Here is a 26,583-nt window from a genome sequence, read left to right as displayed (position 1 = left end):
ATTTTATTTAGCTTGATAATATTTGACGTAATCTACTTTCATGCTTTTTCCATCTAAATCATCTTTTAGAGTTCCATGCCATTTTATTAAAGCCAGACTTAACCAAATTGGGGCTTCACTGTGGCAGAATTCGTTTTTAGTTCGTCGTAATTCTTTGCCGTCAAAATAAAACACTAATTCATCCTTGGTCCACTCTAAGCCGTAAGTATGCCACTCCTCAGAAAAATCGTTAGTTTCAGATGCATCTAAAACAGATATATCTCTCCATTCGCCATCTTTAAGATATTGAATTTTATAATCATGAATTAAAGATTTCCAAGTATCATTTTTAGCTCTCCAGCCATTAACAAACTGCACACATCCAACTGTAATAGGTTTATCCCATGAAAATTCTACCCACTTTTCTCCTTCTTTTTGAGTAGTCCAAGATGTAAAGGGGTTTCCATCTACTAAACGATTTTCAGATGGTTTTCCGTTAAAAGAACCACTAGATGAAATGGTAACATTCTCTGCTCTTGCATGGTTAACTAATCCTGGAATATCTGTATCCGCTGTTTCTGACAACACTACCGGATACTCTCCAGATTCTATAACATTATAAATTCTGAACTCTCCAACATTGAATTTTGAAGCATTTTTGGATACAAATCGTACTTTTTGTGTTTCTATAGGCAACTCTAATTGAATAGAATAATCTGGCTTGGTTCCAAAATAGTACATCTTATTAAAACTTGGATGTGTCTTCTTTCCATTTGGCAAAACAGTGATATCGGACCAATTGTGAATATTGGTACTTATTTCGTTTGGATAGTGACCTTCATTTATATCAATTTCAAAAATAGCTCCTTCTTGAGGTTGCTTTCTCGGTTTTGTCATTAACCAAAACGAATTATTGGTGGCTTCTCCACCCGCATATTTATAGCGACATTCAAAATAGCCGTATTTAAACTTCTTTTTGGTCCAAACACTACCTGCAGTCCAATCTTGCCCTCCGCGTCTCTCCTTTCTAATATCTAAATGTAATTCGCCATTTCTAACCACCGCATTTTCTCGCCAACGGCTACAATACAGATTAAAACTTGAATGGTTAGCTGATTCCCATTGTTTATCAAGGGCTTCATTTTTATAATTAAAATCATCTTCCCAAACTAATTGGTACTTGTCTTCAATATGCGATGGTAATTGAGCCACAACTTCACTTGAAAACAATACACTGAATACAACTAAACAAATATTAATTAATTTCCCCATGTTTTATATGCTTCTTTAAGTTGATTGTATGCTTTCTTTTTGTTTCGTCTTTCATCTACAATACCCCATTCTCTAAAACCAGATTCTGGTGTGCCTTTGTAGTTACTTCTATAATCATTATAACTCCAAATTGATACACCTGTTATAAAAGGGTATTCTTTTAGTTCTTTTAACCAAGTAGCGAGGTCATCATGCAAAACGGCTTCGGGTGCTGGACCAATTTGACCTTTTCCAATTTCAGAAATAAACATGGGTTTCCCTGGAAACTTATCGTGTACTTTTTCTATAATTTTAATGGCATGCCCATAGCTATTTACACATAAAAAATCTACTTTTTCATAAGGTTCATTTCCTATTTCGCCACCTTGATATGATGTGTTGCTCACGTAGGTTTTTAGTCTTGTTTTATCTAATGTTCCAACATAATCAATCATTTCATTTACATAATCATATTGGTCTTTTGTTAAATGTTGTTTTCCCCATTTAGGTTCAACAGTTCTTAATTCATTACCAACACTCCAAGCAACCACTGACGGATGATTATAATCACGCTCTACCATTTCCTCTAACCATCTTTTTGTAACAGGGTTATTAGGAACTGAATTTGGGTCTTTTTCTCCCCAAACAGGAATTTCTTCAACTAATAAAAAACCAATACTATCGCATAATTTTAAAATGTTTTTTGAAAGCGGAGCATGCATTAACCTAGAAAAATTACAGCCTAAGTTGTATTTAATATCAAGCATATCTTGCTTTACTAAATGATCTGGTTCTGTATTTCCGTAGGCGGGATGGTCATGTACACGATTTACACCATTCATTCTAACGGCTTCATTGTTTAAGAAGAATTGTTCACCACGAACTTCAAATTTTCTGATTCCGAATTTATCAGAAGCTGTATCTAATTGATCATTATTTTTTGAAATAGTGCTTTGTAATTCATATAAATTAGGATGATTAAAATGCCACAGTTTTACATCGGAAAGTGGTTTTTCAAACTTTAAATATGATACTGCTTCGGCATTTTTATCTATAGTTACAGATAGAGAATCTTTATGAATACCTGCTATATTTGAATGTATTTTTACAGAAGCTTGTTCCGCTCCGTTGTTTTCTAACTTATATTTAATAATGAAGTTAACTTTATTAGTCTCAAAATCTGGCTCTGAAGTAATGTGTTGGTAAACAATTCTAACATTATTATTGGCTAGTAGAGAAACATCTCTACTGATACCGCCCCATGCCCACCAAGCACCGCGTTTATATGTGTTATTGGCCATAACCACCACTGAGTTAGATTTTTGAAAATATACTTCATCTGTTATATTAAACTCAAAAGGTGTATAACCGCCTACATGTTCACCTAAAAACTTACCGTTTAACCAAACTTTGGCAGTTTCATAAACGGCATCAAATTTTAATCTTATTTGTTTGCTTTTCCAATTTTTAGGTAAACTAAATTCTTTTTGGTAATATGCTTTTCCAACATATTCTGAATAGCGTTCACGAGTATCCCAATTTCCAGGTACTTGTATTGTATCCCATTTTATGGTGCTTTGTGTTAAAACTTCTGTTTCATTCACATCATTTGAAGCGTAAAAATTCCATGTTCCGTTTAAGGATATACGGTTTCCTACAATGTCCTTTTGGGTGTTATTACAACTAAATAGAACAACAAACATTAAAAGAAGATACATTTGAATTTTCACGGCTATTAATTTTTATGCTTAGTAATTTTTAAAGGAATTTGAATGTTAAATGAATGACGTACATTATTAACATCAATAGTATCGGCAGCACATAAAAGCGCCACAGGCTCTCCGTTTTCAACAAACACTTGCGGACGCTCAAGGTGGTCAAATTTTATTTTTCTACCATCAGTGAATGTTACTGTGCGGTCTGATATCTCAAAATGTTTGGCTTGATTCCATTTTATGCCATCTTCAGAATCATAATGAACCAAAGAGAATACACGTTTTTTTCCTTCATGTTTAATACGCTTTACAATAGCGCGGTATTTGCCATCTTGATACCAAATGTATGGATCTTCTGCAGGAAACGTTTCTCCTTCAAAAGTAAACACAGGATTTGGGTATTTTTTAAAAGGTCCTGTTGGCGAGTCTGCAATAGCTACCATATGCACTACTGGTCCACCATTTGGCATTTTTCCTTTTTTTCCAACAGCTTTATACACCATTAAAATTTTACCATCTGCCATTTGGCAAACTGAGGGGTTTGATGTCATAAGCGCATCGTGTGCCAAAGAATCGTTGTATGTAATATCTAAAACGGGGTTATCATAGCGTTTCCATGGGCCATTTGGTGTATCTGCAACAGCCACACCTATTCTTTGATTGTTTCTGTGTACCCAGTTTATTTTTTGTTTTCCTGGAACGCTAACAATTTTTTTATCGCCCTTATTACCCATATAATACAGGTAATATTTACCGTTGAATTTGTGTACCGTAGGATTGTGTGTTGTGGAACCATCCCAAAATTTAGTGCCTCTATCTGGTAAAGCATCGCCTTTATATTCAAAAGGACCAAATGGAGACTTTGAGGTGGCATGAGCTATGATAGAATAATTAACCCATTCCCAACCAATATTTTTTGGCCAAATTGAATAGAACATGTGGTAAAGGTTATCTTCGCCTTTAACTAATGAACCGCCCCAAATACTCATTGTATCGTTTACAAAAACTGATTTTGGAGATACTTTTTCAAACTCAATTTGGTAGTCTATAACAGCTTCCTTCTTTGCTCCCTGTTTGTCTTGTTTTTTTCCACAAGAGATAGCTATTACTATAAATAATAAGCTACACACTATTAGTTTAATATTATTCATGTTATATAATTAATTTCTTTAATTGTTGTTTTATGTATTAGTTTTGGTTGGCTTTTACTATGTTAGACCATGCGCTTTCACCTGTTATAGATGTTCGCTTTATCTGACAGAAAAGTGGTTTTTCTCCATTTAAATCTATCGACATCATTCCTCTTACATTTGAAGTAAATTCTTTATCTAAATTATCTTTTGAAGTACCATATTTTACAGTGTATAAACCATCTTCAAAATCGCTTGAATATCCAATCACTAATTTATTATCGGTTATAAAAGAATGCCATATCACTGGTGGTAACAACTTGTTATTCATTGTAACTTTTATAACTTCGGAAGGCTTACTCTCTCCTTTACCATTTATTGCTATTAAAGCTACTTCATAATTTTTACCAGACAAACTATCTAGTGTAATAAAATCTGAAATTGTTGGTTCAGAATAATGAAAATCGCTGCCATTGGTTTTATAAGCAGCCTTGTATTCTTGTATACCAAACGCTTTATCAAAATAGATTCTTGCTTTTCTGTTTCCTGCAATCACTTGTTTTATGGTAGGAGCATTTGGAACCTTAAAGAATATTTCTTTTTTAGCCCTTTCATAACCTAACGGATTAATTATTTGAACCTTTAAGCTATATGGTTTCTCAATATTTTCCCAAGTGATATTACCATCCCAAGAAGTCCCTGGTGCCAATATTGGTAAATCAACCTCAGTTTGAAATACGCTTTCGCCTTCTTCATTTGAGAACGTATAAATCAACTTATAATTTTTCAAAGTATAACTTGGGTAATTTGAAAGTGCTTTGGTTTTTATTTTTACAGAGGTTTCTTTTTTTGACATGTCTACATTAGCTACATCAAAAACTTCAACTGGACTGTTTTCTTTTTGAAATCTATCAAACAAACGTCTTTTTTGCCCCCAAACATTTACAACACCCCAAACTCTATTTTCTTCAGCGGAAGTTCCTGCGTATCCACTTCTATAATCGTTAAAAGTCCACATAGACGTACCAATTACAAATTCGTTCTTACCTCTGTAATGGGCGTTCCATTCAGAAACTATTGGTTTGTCGCCATCTAAGGATGCTGTTGGGTAGGGGTCAAAGCCATACTCTGAAATAAAAACAGGTTTGTTTGGCCATTTTTCTCTTAAGGTATTTAAAATATCTTGTGGCTGACCTTGCCACCTGTACATGTTATGCATAATTAAATCTACATGAGTATTGGGGTCTGTTTCGCGGGTATATTCATCTTTTTGCCCACTGTTACTCACACAGGTTAATATTCTGTGTTCATCCAATTCAACACGTACATACTCCATCATTTTTTTTGCGTAATCATAATGGTAAGCCAGTTCATTACCAACACTCCAACCAATAATACTTGGATGATTAGCATCTCTTTCTATCATTTCCTTCAGCCAAGATTTAACCAATGGGTACTCTGGTGCTGTAAATTCTGGGTTAGATAGTTGGCGTACATTAACTTCTTCAAACAATAAAATACCTTTCCTGTCGCATAACTCAATTAGTTTTTCATTTTGAGTTCCATGCATAATACGCATGAAATTAGCTCCTGATTGTTTCATTAAGTCTACGTCTTTTTCTAAAACTTCAATGGGTTCTGAAGAGCCAAAATAACGTTGTTCACTTACGCGGTTAAAGCCACCTGTTCTAATAGGTTCTCCGTTTAAAATTAATTGAGAATCTGTTAATTCTATTTTTCTAATTCCGAATTTGTCTATCTCAAAATCTAAGGTATTTTCATTTTCAAAAATAGTAGTTTGAAGCGTATACAAATTTGGTTCATCAAAATGCCATAACTTAACGTTGCTGGCATTTAATTTGCCTTTTAACTCTATTGTTTTTGTACTATTTGGCTCTACTTCAACACCTTCTTGAGATAAAATTATATTTTCTACTTCTTTAATTTTTGAAAGCACATTTATGGCTCTTAATTTATTGGAGTTATTTTCTAATCTCACTTTTAAACTAACATCTGCAGTACCAGTATTTAAATCAGGTTCGGCATGAATATATTGATGTTGAATACGTACATCTTTGTTTTTATTAATTGTGACATCTCTAATAATACCGCCCCAATTCCAAGTAGCGCCTACAATAAAAGCGTTATTAACTTCTACGGCAATTACATTTTCTTCTCCAAACTTTACAAAGTCGGTTATATCTAACTCAAAAGGTGTTAGTCCACCTTGATGTTTACCAACATATTCACCATTTACATAAACTTTTGCTAAATGATAAACGGCTCCAAATTGTATACGAATTCTTTCATCTTGTTGGGCAGACCAACTTGGTGGTAATTCAAATGATTTTCGATACCAACCTAAACCTGTATAGTTAGAGAACGAATTAATCATTCCCCAATGCCCAGGCACTTTTAAATCATACCATTTGCTATCATCAAAATCTGTTTTGAAAACTTGACTTGGTAATTTTTTTGCCTCTAAGTATTTTTCTTTAGAAATGGGTTTAAACATCACCGCATCTGCCGCTACTTGCCCTTCTGTAACCGCAGTAATCTCTAAGTAATTATCATCTTCCTTGTTAAATTGATAAATACCAATACTAATCCACTCTCCGCAATACAATCTTTGACTTACATAATTCGCTGTTTTTCCATCTGCGTGATTCACATTACATTGAACCGTCTGATGTGATGAAAACGGATGGGTTACAAATGCTTCATAATACCCTGAGGTTTTAATTTTTGGACGAAAACGCACATAATTTTCACCTTCATCTTTTTGATCTTCTTTGAAAAACTTTGAATAATAATTTTCACCGTAAAAATTAGAACTTCTATTTTTTTTTGTTGATAGTTTCCAATTACCTTTTAGCTCAACTCTACTTTTATCTGTATTATCAATAATAATATCTGAGGTGGTTTCTTCAACATTTAAGTAGTTGTAACCTTGCCCGTAAATAGCATTGAATTTCCATTTACCATTTAATGAGAATTCATCAACACCTACTATTTTATTTTTTTCAGTTGAAGTGTTGCATCCAAAAAATATAAATGTGATGAAAATTAAAAAAAGATGTTTCATATTTAAAAATACCATTATTTACATAATATTTCAAAAATTGCTGCTGGTACATCTTTTGATGGATGTTCTGCCTCTATTACAAATCCGTTTAACTTTACCGGCTCTTTAAACTTCAATTTGTTTATGGCTTGGTAGTTATTTTCAACTGTTTGTAAAGTATTACCTTCTAAATCTTTTATTACATAATTTTTAAGCATAAAAGGAACTATTTCTTCGGGGTGGCCCATAAGGGTTGACTCTAAAGGATGATCGTAATCTGGATCTAAAAACAATTTAATTTCTGATATTTCTTTAACCTCATTCCAAGCTACTTTTAAAGTTGGCGTTTTATCATTTAAACTGGCAACCCACGCATTAACTTGACCCCACGGACGCACATAACCATTGCCTAAATTTTCAGCATTAAATGCTTTAATTGCTGGGGTAATTGCCATGGCTATATTTTCACCTTCGGGCCTGCGGTGTGGTGTCCAAAATTCAAACTCATCTACACCAATGTTTGGTGGTGGCACTTGTTTTCCGTTATTTGACACGGCTTTGTTAACACCATTAAAAACCGACAGAACTCCTGAATAGCGCTTTTTACTTGTTTTTATACTTACATTTTCATTTGTTAAAAACGTTACAAAACCGTACTGATTTTGAGGCATTCCGTTTGAAAAACTAACACTTATAGTTTGCTCTCCTTCTTGTAAATTGAAGGTTTGTGTATCTAAAATAACTTCTGGTGTGTAGTTTTTACTTTTTTCTGAAGTTCTTAGTTCTACATGTAAACTTGTTGCTTTTTCAGCTTTTACCAATACTTTAAATTGGTAGTTTTCTTTAGCTTTTAAAGGTAATAATTGAGCCGCCGAAATATTTAATTGAAACCATTTTCCATCTGAAGGTATTTCACTTAATTGCAATTCTGAAGAGGCTTCAACCTCAGCTTCATTTAACAAATTAGTTTCTGCTTTTATTGGAATATCTGGTATACTTTGCCCTTCAATATTTAATCTATTTTGAAGGTTTTTAATTTCATTATTTTTTAAAATATCGGCAGGTTTTAGTTGTTTTTCAGTACAAATTGAAGCTGCCATACCAACGGCTTGAGCGCAAAAACCTGTTGTAGCCATAACACGCGTAGAGCCAAAAGCAACGTGTGTTGCACTTATTATTCTGCCTGCTAAAAATAAATTATCAATATCTTTACTTACAAACGAACGATACGGAATTTGGTACACCCCTTTTGAGTGCCATTGTGTACAAGCCGAAAGGTTACTGTAAACCCCATCGGCAGGATGTAAATCTATGGCCCAACCACCGTGTGCAATAGCATCATCAAACGTTTGTTGTTCAATAACGTCTTGTTGTTTCATCATGTACAGTCCTTCAAAACGACGGCTTTCGCGTTTTCCTGGTATAGTACCAACCCATTCTAAGGTCATATTATCAACATCTTCAAACTCACCTGAATTTTTTATGTAATCCCAAACACCGTAAATTACCTTCCAAAGTTCATATTTAATATGCTCGGTATCGTGAATGGTATCCATTCGTCCGCCATATTCAAACCACCAAAAACGGCACCCTTTATCATCTTTACCAATGGCTTTGTATCTTGGAATTTGTTTTATATCTTTTAAAGCAAATTCTGGTGCTTTAAATTTCACCGGTTTATCGGTATTTTTACTGTAGAAATACATTGAGTGCCCTAGAAGCTCTCCATAAGATTTATCTGGCGCAAACAACTCACCAAATTCTTCTTTTGGTTCTGCTCCCATTCTAAATGATGCACCTGCTTTAAAGGCTACAATACCATCACCTGAAGCATCACAAAACAATGGTGCTTTAACAATATATTGGGTTGAATTTTGAGAATTAAATGCTGTTACAGACTCTATTTGTGTATCACTAGATTTGGTAACATCATAAACGCTTGTATTTAAAAGTAACGTTATGTTTTCTTCATTTAACACTTTTTCAAGTAAAACAGTATCAAAAATTACAGCATTACCTTCTGGGTTTCGGTATAAATTTTCAACTAAAATTTCATCCATAACACCGCCTTCACGAGACCAACGGTTGTTGTTGCCCATGTGTGAAGTGGCTCCTAAAATCCATAAACGCACTTCAGATGAACCATTACCGCCTAAAACAGGTCTATCTTGTATTAACACTACTTTAGTACCTTGTCTGGCTGCTGTAATTGCAGCACAAACACCGGCAGTTCCACCTCCTGTTATGCTTAAATCGCACTCAAGAGTGATTGTTTTATTGTTTCTTTTTTCTTTATTGAAAGTTTCTATTATCATTGAAACGCAATTTTATTTTTATACTATTTTGATTTTTTTATTATGAATGCCCCAAGTATTAGAATAGCTATTCCCATACCGGCCACTAACGTAGTTGCTGACTCTGCTAAAAATGATAGTATTAATATAAGTACACCTGTAGAAGCTACGCCTATACCAATAACTTTAGTTCCTCTTTTATTTCCTTCAGAATCATCTCCTGATGTTTCTGCTGTAGCATTGACCAATTTTTCCTTTCTAATTTTTTCGTAATTATCGTAGGCTGAAGTATCACTATTGGTTTTTATTAAATAAATTTCTAGTAAAGCCATTAATAATATTGGCACGCCCATACCAACAGCCATTTCTATAGCGCGACTTAAGGAAATACCTAACATTTCTGGAGCAATAAACTTAAAAAATGAATTAATTATTAATGATGTAATTGTTACAAATAATATGGTTTTCCCTGTTTGATGTTTTGAAAACAGAGACCAAAGTGGCGGCAAAAACATAGCGCCACCAGTTATTGCTCCTAAACTCAATACTACTTCTACAATACCCCCTAAATACGGTACTAACAGCGCTACAATAATGGTTAATATTCCTAAAACCACTGTTGCAATTTTAGCAACCCTCATTAACTTTTCACCACTTGTATTAGGGAATATATTTTTGTACAAATCATTTGTTAATACTCCAGCTGAAATGTTAAGTGTTGTATTTACAGAACTTGAAGTTGCAAACACCATGCCTCCTAACATTAACCCTAACATGCCTACTGGTAATACCTCTTTACACATTAGTAAATACGCTCCTTCATCTGCTAAATTTTGTAAATCTGGATTTAGTACTCTGTATATCATTGGAGGCAACATCCAAATTAACGGACTTATTGTATATAGCGCTCCAAACAACCAACCAACTTTCTTTGCATCTTTTGGAGTTGCTACACTGGTATAGCGCTGCACATATGCCCAGTTTCCGGCAATAAAGAATAAGTTATACAAACAAAAAGCTACCATAAATAACCCCGAATACTCATTATTTGTAAACTCAAAAAATCGTTCAGGTGCTTTTGCTATGAAATTATCAATACCACCAATTTTATTAAATGATAACGGCAGCACTATTAAAACAGCAGCAGTTAGTACAATAAATTGTAAAACATCTGTTACAATTACAGCCCACAAGCCGCCAACTGCCGTATAAATAAGAATTAGAATTCCTAAAACAATTATACTTGTAACTATAGGAATTCCTGTAGATACTTCTACAATTTTAGCCACTGGGTATAAAAAAGCGCCTGTTGTGAATAATGAAATGAATAAAAATAGATAAGTATATGTTTTTTGTGTGGTCTTCCCAAAGCGGTCTGTAATATATTCTGCAGCTGTTAAAGCTTTTGTTTTTTGCCATTTAGGAGCTATAAAGAACCCAATTATAATTCCTGCAATACACATAGTCCATTGCACAGAAACTGCTACCCAACCACTTGAGTAAGCAATGGAGCCCCAAACTACAAATGTACCTGCAGAAAAGAAACTCATAAAAAGCGATAAGCCACTCATCCACCAAGGCAATGCGCCTCCTGCAGCAAAAAACGACTTCATATTTTTGCCTGCTTTTGAGAAACTCATACCGCAGATAAAAACTAGTGCTGTAAACACCAATATGACAATAATATCAATATTATTCATAAAAAAAGATTAATTTCTTTTAAAGATAACCCCAGAACATATATCTAAACTAAAAAGCCTTAAATATATCTTCGGAAACGTTACCGAAAACAATATAAATTTCCGAAAACGTTACCGAAAATCACTATATTTACCCTCATGAAACACTACACCATTAAAGACATAGCAAAAAAATTGAATGTTTCGGTTTCTACAGTATCAAGAGCCTTCAATGATAAATATGATATTAAAAAAGAAACCAAAGCACTCATTTTAAAAACTGCTGAAGAAATGGGCTACATGCCTAACCCAATTGCTAAAAAACTAAGCCAAAAAAGATCTTTAAATATTGGTGTTGTTGTACCTGAATTTATAAACGAATATTATTCTGAAATTGTAATTGCACTTCAAGAGTTTTTAATTTTGAAAGGATATCAAGTTTTGGTAATGCAATCTGATGAAAATGAAGATTTAGAGCTTATGAATGCTCAAACCTTAATTAGCAACATGGTTGATGGGTTAATTGTTGCGCCAACCACCGGCAATAGAAACATGAAATACTACCAAGACAGAATTAAAGATGGCTACCCTATTGTGTTTTTAAATAGAATAGAAGAAACCGTGCCAGTTTCAAAAGTAGTTTTTAATAATTTAAAATGGAGTTTTTTTGCCACCGAACATTTAATTAGGCAGGGTTATAAAAAAATATATCACCTGTCTGGCTATAAAGATTTATCTGTTTCATATGAACGTGTTCAGGGTTTCAAAAAAGCAATGAATAAACATAATTTCCCTAAAGAAAACTATAAAATTATTGAAGCCGGTTTATTAGCTAAAGAAGGTATGGAAGTTATTGAAGATTTAATTTTTAACCATGATATACCAAATGCCTTTTTTTGTGTGAATGATATGGTTGCCCTTGGTGCCATTAAAAAGCTTAAAGAAAATGGTTACGCTGTTCCTAAAGACGTAGCTTTTGTAGGTTTTACCGAAACTAGAATAGCTGAATTGATGAGCCCACCGTTAAGTAGCGTGAAACAACCAACATATGATATGGCTAAAAAAGCTGCTGAACTTTTGCTTAAACGAATTGAAGATGAAAACGCACCTATTGAAACTATTGTTATGAATGGCGAATTTAATATTAGGCAATCATCTATTAAAGATAAACTTGTGCTTTAAAAAAAGCCAGCAACTCATATTTAAGATACTGGCTTTTAGTTTTAAGGTTATTTGTATTATTTAGAAATTACTTCAATTTTTGAAGACTTCAATCCTCTAGATTTTGCGTACAATGTAATTTTCCCTTTAATATCTTTTGCTTTCACAACAGCTAAACACATACCGCTAAAAGCTTTTCTGTGATTTGCTTGAAAAGACTCTACACTGGTTTGGTTTCCGTTATCAACAGCTAATAATTCACCTGTTCCTTTTACATAAAAGTTTACTAGGTTATCTGCATTCGGGCATAAGTTTCCGTTTTTATCTTCAATTCTAACTGTTACATAAGCTAAATCTTCACCATCTGCATTTATTTCTTCTCTATCAACAGATAAGCTTATTTTTGCTGGCTTTCCTGCTGTATTTATCTGTTTTTCTAAAATTTGTTTTCCATCTTTATAACCAACTACTTTAATTGTTCCTGCTTCGTATGGTACATCCCAAGACAGTCTATATTTAGACTGAAATGTTTTTGGTTCGTACCTTAAAAAATCAACCTTTAATTCTGTTAAATCTTTACCTTTAACACGTTTACCCATTGATTTTCCGTTTACAAATAACTCGGCACTATCGCAATTCGTATAACAATACACAGGAATGGTTTGTCCTTCCATGCCTTTCCAGTTCCAATGTGGTAGTAAGTGAATCATAGGTTCGGTTGTCCATTGACTTTGATATAAAAAGAATCTATCTTTTGGGAAACCACATAAATCTACGGCTCCAAAATAAGAACTACGTGATGGCCAATCGGCATTCCAATACCCATTTGTTGAGTTGTCCTTTCCGCCATATGGCGTTGGTTCTCCTAAATAATCGAAACCTGTCCAGATAAACTCTCCCATTATATGTGGGTTTTGCTCCTGAAAATGGAATTCTACATCTGGTGGATATGCCCATGGTGGACCAATTAAGTCATAACTTGTAACGTGTTTAGATTCATGAGTTTGGTACTTTTCTATTGGCAAATGATAAACACCTCTACTACTGGTACAACTTGAAGTTTCTGAACCGTACAACGCCAATTGCGGATAAGTTTCATGAATATAGCCATATTTTGTTGGCTTATAATTAATTCCAGCAATATCAGACTGTGCCGCAAAATTCATTTTATAAGGTGCTTCAAAATTGTTCATTCCTAAAGTTGTAGGGCGTGTTGGGTCAATTTCTTTACAATAGTTATGTAGCATTCTTGCCATTTTCCAGCCTTCTGTTTTGTTATGCTGCTCATGAATTTCGTTTCCTGTACTCCACATTACAACAGATGGATGATTTCTATCTCTTCTCACCATGTCTTTAATATCGCGTTCTGCCCATTCTTCAAAAAACAAATTATATCCGTTAGGTACTTTTTCTTCTGCCCAAACATCAAAAGCTTCATCTAACACCATCAACCCTAACTCATCACACAATTCTAAAAACTCTCTTGATGGTGGATTATGACTGGTTCTAACAGCGTTTACTCCCATACTTTTCATAATTTGAAGTTTACGTTCATCTGCTCTTCTGTAAACAGCAGCACCTAAAGCCCCATTATCATGGTGTAAACAAACCCCATTAAATCTTACTTTTTTACCATTAAGAAAGAACCCTTCGGTGGTATAGGAAATAGAACGGAAACCAAAAGTGGAATTATAGGTATCAATAACTTTTCCGTTTTGAGTAATTGTAGTAACCGCTTTATAAATATGAGGCGTTTTGGTATCCCATATTTTAGGGTTTTCAACATTTACCCAAGTTCCAGACACTGCTTTTGAATTTGCTTCAATTTTAATATCGTCATCTATAGTGACAGCTAATTTGCCATCAGGTGAAAAGTATTCGTGTTTTACATTTACAGTTACTGGTAATACGGTTTTATTTACAACGGTGGTTTCATTTTGAACTACACCTAATTTTTCAGACACTGTTGGTGTGGTGATATAAACACCCCATTGTTCAACATGCACAGGGTTATCAATTTTTAACCAAACGGAACGGTATAAACCTGCTCCAGGATACCATCTTGAAGATAAATCTTCGGGTGTTAATCTCACAGCTACTACATTATCTGAACCATCATATTTTAAATACTTACTTACATCAAATTCAAATCCAATGTATCCGTATGGGCGATTACCAACAAATTCCCCATTAACCCATACATGCGCATTGTACATAGCGCCTTCAAATTCTAAACGCACCACTTTACCTTTGGCATTTGCATCCATCTTAAAATGTTTGCGATACCAACCTGTACCGTGAAAAGGTAATCCGCCTGCGCGGGCGTTATATTTTACATCAAAAGGTCCTTCAATAGCCCAATCGTGTGGGAGATTCAAATCTCGCCATTTTGAATCATCAAAAGATATATTTTCGGCACCTTCTGCTTTATCATTATAAAACTTCCAAGAGTCGTTAAAATTTAAATTTTGTGCGCATAAGCTACTTATACTTAAGGCCACAAAACAGAGTAAACTAAATAGTTTGTTCATTGTTTTTATTTTGAATTTTAAATTGGTATTAAATTACTTTATATTGTTTTTTTAGTTTTAACAGTTCTTTTTTCATTTCTGAAATTTTACTGCTATTTTTTAATTTTGGATACAAATTATTCATTTCGGCAGGGTCTTTCTTTAAATCGTAAAACTCCCATTCTTCGCCATTTTTAACGTCTTCCCCATAAAACCTAATGAGTTTATAGCGTTTATTTGCTATACCTTCATGCCTACGTACTGAGTGTGCTCCTGGATATTCGTAATAATGATAATAGAGGTTTTTTCTCCAATCTTTAGGTGTTTTACCTTTTAAAATGGGCACTAGGCTTTTTCCTTGCATGTCGTCTGGAATTGGAGCTCCAGCTATGTCTAAAAAGGTTTCGGCAAAGTCTATGTTTTGTACTAAATCTTTATTTACGCTTCCTGGTTTGGTTTGCCCCGGCCACTTTACAATTAGCGGTGTTCTAAAAGATTCTTCATAAATAAAACGTTTATCAAACCAACCGTGTTCTCCCATATAAAATCCTTGGTCTGACGAATACATTACAATGGTATTTTTATCTAAGCCTGATTCTTTTAAATATGCCATAACACGACCTATATTTTGGTCTACACTATAAATACATCGTAAATAATCTTTCATGTAGATTTGGTACTTCAACTTCAATAATTCATCTCCTTTTAAATCAAGGTTTTTATATTTTTCTCTTCTGGCATCAAATCTATCATCAATGCCTTTTGTTACTTTCCAATAATCATTTTCGGCCTCAATCATTTTTAAATCTCTGTGCAAATTCATGTCTTTTAAAATGCTCATGGTTTGTCCGTTTGCCGCAGTAGTTCTTGTTTTGTAATCATCAAACATATTATCTGGCTCTGGAATTGTAATGTCTTCGTATAAAGTCATGTGCTCTCTACTAGGCACCCAAGCTCTGTGTGGTGCTTTATGGTGCAACATCATCATGAAAGGCTTACTTTTATCGCGCTTGTTTTCTAACCAGTCTAAAGATTTGTCTGTTATTATATTGGTTGTGTAACCTTGGTATTTTTTTTCACCTTCTTCTGAAAGTAACACCGGATTTACATAAGAGCCTTGACCTAATAAAACTTCCCAATAATCAAAGCCTTGCATATTACCATCTAAATGGATTTTACCAATCATTGCTGTTTGATACCCATTTTTTCTTAGAATCTTTTGAAACTGTTGCTGATCATGATTAAAAGGATGCCTTTTTGTATTGGTGAATTTTCCATTTAAATGACTCATTTTACCAGTTAACAAAGCGGCTCTACTAGGTGCACAAATGGAGTTTTCAACATAACATTTATTAAAAATCATACCTTCTGAAGCTAATTTATCTAAATTAGGTGTTGGGTTTATTTCTTGCAGCCTACCGCCATAAGCTCCAATGGTTTGATAGGAGTGATCATCACTAAAAATCCAGATGATATTTGGTTTATCTTGAGCATAGACAGCTGTGGCCAATAGCAGAAATAAAAGTGGAATAAGTTTAGTTTTCATGTTTAGAGTCGTTTATAATTTTTTCTTTAATGCTGAAACAAGTTCAGCATGAAAAATTCTTTTTTATTTGATGTTAATTTTGTACACTAAGGCTTTTGCTGCCTCTAATGGTTTTTGCTTAGGTTGAGTTAAAAGCAAACCTTCTTTCGTTTTTTTCCAACGTATTTTTTCTTTACTTCCTAGGACAGAAACTGATTTTACTTTTAAATCTTTAGCTTCATTTGCAAAAACCTTTAAAGTTCTTTTTGATTCTTTTTCATTCCATCCTAACTGAATAGCGTAAACCACCTTTCCTTTTTGGGTGAACCTAATATCTTCAGCATTCAATTTATTTAAACCCTTTTTTATAGCACCGTATTCATTCCAAGCATCGGCTTCATCTCGTTTTAAAACTGTTGTGCCTTCTCCAAATGTTACAAACGGTTTGGTATTGTAAATAGATTCGCCGTAAATCTTCATCCACGCACCTATGCCTTCCATAGCTTTCACCTGTTCTTCAGGCATTGTACCATCTGCCATAGGACCTGCAGATAACAACATTACACCATTTTTACTTACTACTTCGGCCAACATTCTAATTGCTTGTGCAGGGTTAATAGCTGTTCTTTTTTCTTTGTTGTAACACCAACTGCTACCCAGAATAAAATCGGTAATCCAAACTTCTGGAGTTATATCTTCCATTGTTGCGCGTTCCACATTAACTACTGCCAGTTCCGTTGGAAAGAAATCTCCTTTTGTATTAACAACTACATCTTTACCTTCTTTTTCAGCTTTATTAAAGTAGTTTTTTAAGAATTGTTTTCTGTAATCTTCTGAAATGAAACGTTGCCCAAAATCCATCCAAATATAGTCTGGACAATGCGCCTCAATGACTTCGTTTAACTTCCCAAGCCACAAATCTTGTGCTTCTTTATAATCCATGTTACAATATAGATTCTTGTATTTTTCATCTTGCGGTACTTCACAATTTTCATATACATAATTGTATTTATTCAAAGTAACAGGACGTAAATACGATAAATCGGGTTTTGGATAAAATACGTTGTGAAATCCATGATGAAATGTTGCCATAAATTTTAAACCACGTTTCTTGGTTTCTTCTCCAATGGCTTTTACAACATCAATTCCTGGGCCTTTAGCTACAGAATTCCATTCGTTTACCTCGCTTTCCCAGAGGGAAAATCCGTCGTGATGTTCTGCTATTGAACCAATAAATTTAGCTCCCATGCCTTCAAACATGTCTACCCATTCTTTGGCGTTAAACTTAGGTGCTTTCCACATGGGAATAAAATCATGATAATCAAAATCTTCTCCGTAAGTTTCGCGATGTTTTTTATATACTTTTCCGCCCCAAAGATTTTCATCTCTGTCTGGAACGTACATCCAACGCGGGTACCACTCACCATCGGTGGCTGGCACTGAATATACACCCCAATGAAAATACACACCAAGTTTGGCATTAGAAAACCACTCTGGAACGGCATTATGTTTTTTTAATGATTCCCAAGTTGATTTGTATTCTTTTTGAGCAGAAACGTTTAATACAAATAGAAATATACTTGTTATAATAACTAATTTTAATAGTTTCATGTTTTTTGTTTAAGTGTCCAAAACAAATATGCCTAATTATTTAGTGCTTTAATAAGACATACGATTCAAAACCTATAACATATTGGTTAAATTGATTTTTTTTTTTAAGCAATTACCTTCTTGATATTATTGGTTGACGTAAAATTAACTGGTACAAAAAGTTTAAAAAGTAAGAAAGTGAATAAAAATAGCAATAAATGGTTTTTAATAGCTATTATACAATAAAAAAGCGTCTGAAATAGACGCCTCATTTATAAAATAAACTGATTTTAAAGTACTATCCTTTTTTAGTTATGTAAACATAATAGGCTACGTTTTCTTCACCTTCAGCATTAAAAAAGCTTGCATTCAGTTTAGTTTTACCCTTATTTAAATGCACATTAAAATTAGCCGATTTATCTGTGTTTGACACCTTAACTGATTGATTAATTACTTCACCAATTTTAATGTTTGCTTTAACATAATTTAAATTTTCGCCTTCGGCATAGGCATTTTCTAATCCTGGTTTTTCATCTTTTGTAATTGCTGGCACTGTTCCGTTTATAATAACATTTGCTTCTATTGGGTATCTTCTTAAAGACACTTGGTAATCGCCTTCTTTTAAAACATTAATAGCCCAATAACCTTCTCCGTTTGCGCCACTTCTAATATAGCGCTGATTCCATGGTTGTTTACCATTATCGGCATGTACATCGTGACATGTTAATGTAACAGGATTTTCTTGTGGTGTTCCAATTTTTATGTAAACTTCTTCATTAAATTGCACAGACACGCGTTGCCACCATTTTTCATAAAACGAACGCATTTGCGCTACTTTTTCAGGGTATTCTTCAGCTAAATCTTTCTTTTGCCCTTTATCATCTTCAACATTATAAAGCTCTTCACCATTTACTAAACGCCACTTGTTTTGCATTACTGAAGATTTTCGCCATTTTTCTGGTACTTGAATTCTTTGTGAATCTGTTACCAACATTCTATCTTCTTTTTTATCAGGGTTTTGTATGAAAGGCACTAAACTTTGTCCTGCTAATTCTAAATGATTTTGAGGTAAATCTATTTTACACAATTCTGCTAATGTTGGCATTACATCTAAATTAGCCGATAATTGATTAATATCTGTGCCTGTAGCTAAGTTTCCATCTTTCCAATAAATGTAGAATGGTACTCTATGTCCACCTTCATATTCACTGCCTTTTGTTCCTCTCATATTTGCATTATAGCCGGTAATATTTCCTTTTTTGTTATAATATCCTGCCGATGTTCCGTTATCTGTCATGAAAATTAAGATTGTGTTATCTGCAATACCCATTTCTTTTAATGTGTTACGAAGTTTACCTAAGTTATCATCAACATTAGTAATCATTCCATAAAAGCGCTTTTGTGTATCTTTTAGAACATCATTTCCTAAATCTTTATAAATATTATAATAATTTACAGGAACATGGTACGGACCATGCGGTGCATTTGTTGAAATATAACAGAAGAAAGGTTTGTCTTTATTCTCTCCAATAAACCTTGTGGCTTCTCTAAAAAACACATCTGTACAGTAACCTTCATATTTTTTAGGTTTACCGTTATGAAAGTAAGTATCATCAAAATAAGTATTTCCCCAATAATCTGGTGTTTGGTCTACACCGCCACCACCGTGCATTACGGTTTCTTGAAAACCTCTATCTTCTGGCCTAAAGCCATAATTATCTCCTAAATGCCATTTACCAAATCCGCCTGTGGCGTAACCTGCTTGGGTAAACATATCGGCTAGAGTTTTTTCTTGTTCTCTTAATAAAGACCAACCGCCTACGGTGTGCCAAACACCAACTTCATTGGCGTATCTACCCGTCATTAAACCAGAGCGCGTTGGTGCGCATGTTGGCCCCACGTGAAAATCTGTAAACCTATAACTTTCATTATGCAGCGCATCAATATTTGGTGTTTTTATAATTTTGTTGCCATGAGCTCCAATATCTCCGTAGCCTTGGTCATCAGTTATAACTAAAATAACATTGGGCTTTTTAAACGCTTTTTGAGCTGTTTGTTTTTTAGTTTCGGCACAATTAAAAAATAGAAGCGCTACAGCAAATAGACTTAAATAAAATTTCATTGGGTTTAATATAGTTTGAATGTTTATTACAAAACTATTTATAACTTTTATTTTACTGTACACCAAATGTGTTTTTGAGTGTTTGATATGGTTAAAAAAAGCCTATGATTTCTCATAGGCTTTCCTGATTTTATAACGTATTAAATTACTAGCTGTTTATTGTATTTTTTATGTAATCCATTTTACGTTCTAGTTCTTTAACTTTTAAGATTTCTTTGTCAATTTTATTAACATCTATATTAAACTGATATTTATGACCTCCTTGTTCTTGATCCATTAAAACAATACAGTTTATTATTAATAATGCTTCTGCTGCTTGTTTTGATTGGTAAAGTGCATTTGTCATTACTTTTACAGGGCTTGTATGCTTTATTAAGCCAAGGTATTCTGCTGCTCTAACTTTGTTAATTAATTCTGAATCTGTTTTAGATATTTCAACTATTTTTGGTATAAATTCTTTAGCCTCTTCACCAAAAATACTACAGTTAATTAATGCCCAATATCTATCCCAAGGATCTGAAGAATTTAAACTTTTTTCTAAAGTTGATTTTGCTTCATTAAAAGGCAATAAACTTAGGTTAGAAATATCTATATAACGCTTAATATCTTCTTTATGGTCTTGACCAAATTTTACAGGATTATCAAAAGCATTTTCAATTAAATAATGCTCTGGATAGAATGATAAATCTGGCATACTTTCTACCCAATTATTTAACTTTCCTCTCAATTCTAATAATTTAGATTTGAAGTTATCATCATTTGCTAAATTTTTAGTTTCGTAGGGGTCTGCTTCAACATCAAATAGTAATTCAACTGGTCGCTCTTTAAAAAATGCGGCTTGAACCTCGTTTAATTTGTCTTCATCATATAATTTAGCCCATTCTTTGTATGCTAATTGCTTATAACGGTAATTGTTCATTAAACCATCAAAATTAAATGGTTGGTAACTACGCATGTATTTGTATTTACCTTTTCTAACGGTACGTACCATATCATATTTTTCATCAAACCTATCGGCATAACTATAAGTTTCATCGCAACTTGCAAGGTATTCTTTGGTTACGTTTTCACCCATAAAAGGTTTACCATCCATACCTTCAGGAACTTTAATACCTGCTAAGTTTAAAAGTGTTGGCCCAAAATCTTTAAAACTTACAAAAGCATCTTCTCTTCCGCCAATTTTAGCATTAACCAAATGTTTATATTTTTCTGGCACCCTAACCACTAAAGGTACATGTAAACCCGTTTCATAAATATAACCTTTACTTCCTGGTAACACACCTCCGTGATCTCCAAAATAGAAAATAATAGTGTTATCTAATAAGCCATCAGTTTCTAATTCTTTTACTATTTCACCTAATTGCTTATCAATGTGCACCATTTTATCTCTGTAAAAGGCATTTGTGTATTTAAACACCTCTGTGTTTGGATGATTAGGTTGCACAAAAACAGTATTAACATCTGTTTTTGTTGGGTTGTTCTTCATTTTTTCTTCAGAAAAATGCAGTCTGCTTTCATGAGAATCACCTAAATTAACAACATGAAAAAATGGCTGCCCTTCTTTTCTGTTTTTATAGGTTGCTTTTTTTGAAGAATCATCCCAAACGGAATCACTTTTTACAAAATTATAATCTTCTTTAGCATTGTTTGTAGTGTAATACCCTGCGCTTTTTAAATAAGCAGGGTACATTTCTACACCATTTGGCATTGGCACCTGTTCTATTTTTCGATGAAACTGCGCACCAACTCTTGGAGCGTAACTTCCCGAAATTAGCGTAGAACGTGCTACACTGCAAACTGGCGCATTTGAAAATGCATGGTTAAAAACTACACCTTGGCTTGCTAATGCCTCAATGTTTGGTGTTGCAACACCGTTTTCATCAAACAATTTCATGTAGTGTTTTGAATTGTCTTCTGAAGTTATCCAAACTATGTTTGGCGGGTCTATTTGAACGTTTTCTTGTTGCTGTTTACAACTTAAAAACAACAAACCTAACATTAAAAAAAATAAAGGTTTTAAATTAAAATTCATATTGTATAGTTAAGTGTTTAATTGATGTGGAAATATAGTTAAAAAAGCCTTTTTGTCCATATTCATGAGTATTTAAAATATGTACAAAAGTTATACAAATTAAATTTTTAGACCCCATGATGTTTTTTTGTGATTAATATATATTTTGTGAAGCTTTGGCTTTTTCGGCTTTTATTTTTTTTACGTATTCTCTGGGTAACATACCAAATTGTTTTTTGAAACATTGTGAGAAATATGATGAGGTGTTAAACCCTGTCATGTACATAATTTCTTTTACTGAAAAATTACTTTGCTCTAAAAGTTGAACTGCTCTTTTTAGCCTAATGTTTCTAATAAACGCACTTGATGAAAGCCCCGTAAGCTCTTTAAATTTAACGTATAAATTACTACGACTTAGGCCCATTTCTTTCACCAGAAGTTCTACATTAAAATCTGTATTCATCATATGTTTTTCAACAATTTCAATGGCTTTTTTCAAGAACTTTTCGTCTAATGATGTTACGGTAACTTCTTCTGGCTGCAGTGTTATTTCTCTATTAAATTTCTTTTTTAAACCTTCTCTATACTTTAAAATATTACTAAGTTTTAATTTTAAAATATTTATATCAAATGGTTTTTTCATGTAACCATCGGCTCCTATTTTTAAACCTTCTATTTCGCTTTCGTTTGAAGATTTTGCTGTTAACATAATTACAGGAATATGGCTAGTTTTGTTTTGTGCTTTCAAGTTATTACAAAGTTCTATACCGTCCATTACCGGCATAATAACATCGGTTAGTATAATGTTTGGTATTACTTTATTGGCTATTTCTAAACCTTCGGCTCCATTTTCAGCCTCTAATACTTTGTATGTTTCACCTAAAGCACGCTTTATAAAACTTCTTATATCTTTATTATCATCAACTACTAATAAAACGGGGAGTTTAGAGCGATAACTTGATATTTGAGAATCTGTTATTTCATCATTTAATTGAATTGCAAACGATTCTTGCTCTGAACTTCTTACTAGAAAATCGCTTTCGTTTTTTTCTTTTATACTTATTTCTGGTATGTTTTCATAAGCTGTTTTACGCTGTGGCAATTTTACAATAAAAGTAGTTGTTTTATTAGGTTCACTTTCAACGCTAATTGTGCCTTGATGAAAATTTATAAGATTTTTAGTGAAGGCTAAACCAATACCTGCTCCGTTTTGAAAATCGGTATTTCGCTTTTTATTTTTTTTGGTGTAAAAACGTTCAAAAATATTTTCAATATCATCTTTACTAATACCAACTCCCGTGTTTTTAACTTTTATTATAACAAAATCTGTATTTTGGTTTTGTAGCTCATTAGTTTCTTTAAAAATATTAACGGTAACTTCACCGCCTGCAGGCGTAAATTTAAATGCATTTGACAGTAAATTTTTAGTTATTTTCTCAAGCGCATCATGATCAAACCATGCTTTAATACTTTTATGCGGTGATTCTATATTAAAATCTATATCTTGCTTGTGTGCTATAAACTGAAAAGGCTCTCCTATATCTTTTACAAAGCTAATTATTTCTGTATTGCGTAATACAAGCCTCATTTTTCCTTGGTTTATTTTTCTAAAATCTAAAAGCTGATTTACCAACCGTAATAAATAATTGGTGTTTTTTAGCATGATTTGTGCTTGCTCTTGCACTACTTCATTATCTTTTGTTGTATTAGATGTTAGTAAATAATCTAAAGGTCCTTTTATAAGTGTTAAAGGTGTACGAAACTCATGTGAAATGTTAGTAAAAAACTCTAATTTTATTTTTTGAAGTTCTTCTTTTTGTTCCTTTTCTAATTGATCTAATTCTAATTGATGCTTTCGGGTTGTGCCTATAATAGTATATTTTCTGAAGGCCAATAAGAGCCCTATTGTAAGTAATGTATATATAAGATAGGCATAATTTGTTTTCCAAAAAGGTGGTGCTATATACAAATTTAATGTACTTGGTGTGGTATCCCAAACACCATCACTGTTTGATGATTTTACTTTAAACGTGTAATTTCCGGGTGATATATTGGTGTAATTGGCATATCTATTATTAGATGTTGAGTTTATCCAATTTTTATCATAACCTTCTAACTTATATGAAAACTTATTTTTTAATGGCGCTTCATAATGCAAGCCTGTAAATTCAATTGCAAAACTATTTTGATTATACTTTAAGTTTAGATTTTTTTTGTAGGCTATGGCACTATCTAAAACCACAGTTTCATTATATGTTTGGCCTACTTTTATTTTTTCATTGAAAATTGAAAAATTTGATATTATGGTTTCTGAAGGTAATACATTATCATTTATTTGACTTGGTGTAAACACATTAAAACCGTTAATACCACCAAACATTAAAGCTCCTGAGCTTAATTTTAAAGCTGCTAATTCTTGAAACTCATTGTCTTGTAAACCATCATTTACATCATAATTTTTGAAGGTTTGATTTTCTGGGTTAAACTTTGAAAGTCCTTTATTTGTTGATATCCATACATGTCCTAAATGGTCTTCTAAAATAGATTTTACTACATTATTGGCTAAACCATCTTTTTGGTAATACCTCATAAACTTTTCAGAGCTGCCATTTCTAGGTGGTATATACCTATTTAGGCCGCCACCAAAAGTTCCTATATAAATATCGCCAGATGAATGCTCATATATTGGCATAATGTAATTATGACTTATAGAGTTAGCATCTTGTTTGCTTGTTTTATAAACATCAAACATAGGGTCTTCTTCTAAAAGCTCATTATATTCTAGTTTTGATAAGCCATCACCTGTTGCAAACCAAATATTTCCTTTACTATCTTGGTAAATATACCTTATAATATTATTAGAAATACTGTACTTATTTTCTGGGTTATTTTTAAATACAGACACATTGTAAGACCCATTTTTATTTTTCACCATTCTATATACACCACCATTGTATGTGCCTACCCAAATGGTATTGTCTGTATCTTTTAATATAGAAAAAACACTATTTGTGGTTTCTAATAGCAGTTCTGTTTTGGTGTTGGTTTTATTAGTGGCATCTTCAATATCTAACATATATAAGCCACGTTTATTTCCATCGCCAATTAATAATTTTTTTCGGTTGTTTATTTCAACTTCTTGTAGCGCAAAACCTCTTAAAACCTTTTCAAATTTTTTAAAGTTTTTATATTTACCTATTTCATTTTTAGGAAGTAAATTGAGACCTCCGCCTTCAGTACCAATCCAAACATTACCTAAACTGTCTTCAAAAAGCGCTCTAATTTTGTCATAACTTAAGCTATTGGGGCTTGATGTTTTTTTTACATGAAGAAATTGTTTTTTCTTGGGGTTTACTTTATTTACGCCACCACCGTTAGTACCAATCCAGATAATGCCTGTTTTATCTTTGTACAATAAATTAACCAAGTTTTTACTTAAACTATTTGGGTTAACAGGATCATAAATAAAGTGATTTTCTTTTATTAATTGCCTCCCTTTATCATTAAATTCATATTGTAAAACACCGTTGTTGGTGCCCACCCAGTAATTATTATCATTATCAATAACCAAAGATTTTACGGCAGTTTTCAACACTTGTTTTGCTTTTCTTTTTTTGTGTTTTAAGCTCTTTACAAATAAGCCTTTTGTAGTGCCAATTAGTAAATTACCTTTTTTATCTTCACCTAAATATGAAATAGTGCTATTGAGTACATCGGGGCTGTAATTAAGTTTTTTAAATTTAAACGTGCCATCATTAGTTTCAACAAGTTCAAATAATTTTTCAGTAGCAGAAAACCAAATGGTACCCATTTTATCTTGGTAAATTGTTTTTATTATTTTATTAAATGGAAGCTCTAAGCGCTTAAATATCATTTTACCTTTTGGTGTTTCATCTATTAATAAATTAACTCCTCTATCGGTAGCTACCCAAACTCTGTCTTTATTATCAACAAAAACTACTCTTACCATATCACTATCTATTGTTGTGCTATCATTTTCTATGTGATAATGCTTAGTAAACGTTTCGGTTTTTTTATCAAATTTATTTAATCCGCCGCCGGTGGTACCAATCCATAAATTACCTTTTTTATCGCCACTAATAGTAAATATTATGTTACTACTAATGCTATTTTTGTTGTTTGGGTTAGGCACATAATTATCAAACTTATAGCCATCATATTTATTTAAACCATCAAAAGTACCAAACCACATAAAACCTTCATGGTCTTGATATATACAATTTATATCACTTTGTGATAAACCTTCGCTTGTGGTAATACGCTCAAATTTTATATTGCTTTGGGCATTAATAATTTGAATTATTGAGAAAACAATAATATTAGATAATGTAGTAATGAAACGTTTGTTAAAGGTCATAATTAATGTACTATTCTGTTGAGAGATAATATAAATATACAATGTAATTTAAAATGAAAAAGACACTTGTTGCTCTTAATTTCATTTTAAAAATCATTTGTAGCCTAAACTAAATCATATGTCTTAAAACTTACTTTAGTTTACATTTAGTTTTGTATTGTCAGGTATCTCGTT

General features: G+C 32.9%; 13 protein-coding genes. 1 reads left to right on the top strand and 12 read right to left on the bottom strand.

Annotation, left to right across the window (positions count from 1 at the left end; all coding sequences use genetic code 11):
• Positions 1-3: 3 nt before the first annotated feature.
• From ACYX4H_RS10545 to ACYX4H_RS10520, 6 genes are read right to left on the bottom strand one after another with little or no spacing between them, the layout of a single operon-like run.
• The gene (locus ACYX4H_RS10545; protein WP_476236207.1) at positions 4-1,251 is read right to left on the bottom strand and encodes a family 16 glycosylhydrolase; all 1,248 of its coding nucleotides are present in this window, start codon (positions 1,249-1,251) and stop codon (positions 4-6) included.
• The gene (locus ACYX4H_RS10540; protein ID WP_476236206.1) at positions 1,239-2,960 is read right to left on the bottom strand and encodes a glycoside hydrolase family 2 protein; all 1,722 of its coding nucleotides are present in this window, start codon (positions 2,958-2,960) and stop codon (positions 1,239-1,241) included. The genes ACYX4H_RS10545 and ACYX4H_RS10540 overlap by 13 nt, the downstream gene beginning before the upstream one ends.
• 5 nt (positions 2,961-2,965) lie before the next feature.
• Positions 2,966-4,096, bottom strand: a complete 1,131-nt coding sequence (locus ACYX4H_RS10535; RefSeq protein WP_476236205.1) for a glycoside hydrolase family protein — start codon at positions 4,094-4,096, stop codon at positions 2,966-2,968.
• A gap of 37 nt (positions 4,097-4,133) precedes the next feature.
• Positions 4,134-7,160 carry a glycoside hydrolase family 2 TIM barrel-domain containing protein gene (locus ACYX4H_RS10530; protein WP_476236203.1) on the bottom strand — a complete coding sequence of 1,009 codons (3,027 nt, stop codon included), beginning with the start codon at positions 7,158-7,160 and terminating at the stop codon, positions 4,134-4,136.
• Between the two features lie 14 nt (positions 7,161-7,174).
• Positions 7,175-9,454: an FAD-dependent oxidoreductase gene (locus ACYX4H_RS10525; RefSeq protein WP_476236202.1), complete on the bottom strand. Its 2,280-nt coding sequence runs from the start codon at positions 9,452-9,454 to the stop codon at positions 7,175-7,177.
• A 23-nt stretch (positions 9,455-9,477) separates the two neighbouring features.
• Positions 9,478-11,133 (bottom strand): sodium:solute symporter family protein, encoded by a 1,656-nt coding sequence (locus ACYX4H_RS10520; RefSeq protein WP_476236201.1) that lies wholly within the window; start codon positions 11,131-11,133, stop codon positions 9,478-9,480.
• 138 nt (positions 11,134-11,271) lie between these two features.
• Between ACYX4H_RS10520 and ACYX4H_RS10515 the strand changes: the two genes are divergently transcribed.
• Positions 11,272-12,294 (top strand): LacI family DNA-binding transcriptional regulator, encoded by a 1,023-nt coding sequence (locus ACYX4H_RS10515; protein WP_476236200.1) that lies wholly within the window; start codon positions 11,272-11,274, stop codon positions 12,292-12,294.
• A gap of 56 nt (positions 12,295-12,350) precedes the next feature.
• Here ACYX4H_RS10515 and galB read toward each other — a convergent pair whose 3' ends face one another.
• The 6 genes from galB to ACYX4H_RS10485 form a co-directional block, all read right to left on the bottom strand.
• Positions 12,351-14,804 (bottom strand): beta-galactosidase GalB, encoded by a 2,454-nt coding sequence (gene galB, locus ACYX4H_RS10510; protein ID WP_476236199.1) that lies wholly within the window; start codon positions 14,802-14,804, stop codon positions 12,351-12,353.
• Positions 14,805-14,832: 28 nt separating this feature from the next.
• Positions 14,833-16,329 (bottom strand): sulfatase family protein, encoded by a 1,497-nt coding sequence (locus ACYX4H_RS10505; protein ID WP_476236198.1) that lies wholly within the window; start codon positions 16,327-16,329, stop codon positions 14,833-14,835.
• A 63-nt stretch (positions 16,330-16,392) separates the two neighbouring features.
• Positions 16,393-17,919, bottom strand: a complete 1,527-nt coding sequence (locus tag ACYX4H_RS10500) for an alpha-L-fucosidase (RefSeq protein WP_476236196.1) — start codon at positions 17,917-17,919, stop codon at positions 16,393-16,395.
• A gap of 277 nt (positions 17,920-18,196) precedes the next feature.
• Positions 18,197-20,020 (bottom strand): arylsulfatase, encoded by a 1,824-nt coding sequence (locus tag ACYX4H_RS10495; protein WP_476236195.1) that lies wholly within the window; start codon positions 20,018-20,020, stop codon positions 18,197-18,199.
• Between the two features lie 148 nt (positions 20,021-20,168).
• Positions 20,169-22,052, bottom strand: coding sequence for a sulfatase family protein (locus tag ACYX4H_RS10490; RefSeq protein ID WP_476236194.1), 1,884 nt, complete (start codon positions 22,050-22,052; stop codon positions 20,169-20,171).
• Between the two features lie 133 nt (positions 22,053-22,185).
• A complete protein-coding gene (locus tag ACYX4H_RS10485; protein WP_476236193.1) occupies positions 22,186-26,409 on the bottom strand; it encodes a hybrid sensor histidine kinase/response regulator in 4,224 nt (1,407 codons plus the stop codon).
• Between the last annotated feature and the right edge of the window lie 174 nt (positions 26,410-26,583).

This window comes from Seonamhaeicola sp. ABD4_340 (assembly GCF_056312135.1).
Note: the sequence above shows the minus strand (reverse complement) of the source record. Positions and strands in the feature narration are given on the sequence as shown.

Bases quoted from the DNA above. Each gene is read 5' to 3' on its own strand.
- ACYX4H_RS10545 (WP_476236207.1), bottom strand. From the start codon at position 1,251: ATGGGGAAATTAATTAATATTTGTTTAGTTGTATTCAGTGTATTGTTT.
- ACYX4H_RS10535 (WP_476236205.1), bottom strand. From the start codon at position 4,096: ATGAATAATATTAAACTAATAGTGTGTAGCTTATTATTTATAGTAATA.
- ACYX4H_RS10530 (WP_476236203.1), bottom strand. From the start codon at position 7,160: ATGAAACATCTTTTTTTAATTTTCATCACATTTATATTTTTTGGATGC.
- ACYX4H_RS10525 (WP_476236202.1), bottom strand. From the start codon at position 9,454: ATGATAATAGAAACTTTCAATAAAGAAAAAAGAAACAATAAAACAATC.
- ACYX4H_RS10520 (WP_476236201.1), bottom strand. From the start codon at position 11,133: ATGAATAATATTGATATTATTGTCATATTGGTGTTTACAGCACTAGTT.
- ACYX4H_RS10515 (WP_476236200.1), top strand. From the start codon at position 11,272: ATGAAACACTACACCATTAAAGACATAGCAAAAAAATTGAATGTTTCG.
- galB (WP_476236199.1), bottom strand. From the start codon at position 14,804: ATGAACAAACTATTTAGTTTACTCTGTTTTGTGGCCTTAAGTATAAGT.
- ACYX4H_RS10505 (WP_476236198.1), bottom strand. From the start codon at position 16,329: ATGAAAACTAAACTTATTCCACTTTTATTTCTGCTATTGGCCACAGCT.
- ACYX4H_RS10500 (WP_476236196.1), bottom strand. From the start codon at position 17,919: ATGAAACTATTAAAATTAGTTATTATAACAAGTATATTTCTATTTGTA.
- ACYX4H_RS10495 (WP_476236195.1), bottom strand. From the start codon at position 20,020: ATGAAATTTTATTTAAGTCTATTTGCTGTAGCGCTTCTATTTTTTAAT.
- ACYX4H_RS10490 (WP_476236194.1), bottom strand. From the start codon at position 22,052: ATGAATTTTAATTTAAAACCTTTATTTTTTTTAATGTTAGGTTTGTTG.
- ACYX4H_RS10485 (WP_476236193.1), bottom strand. From the start codon at position 26,409: ATGACCTTTAACAAACGTTTCATTACTACATTATCTAATATTATTGTT.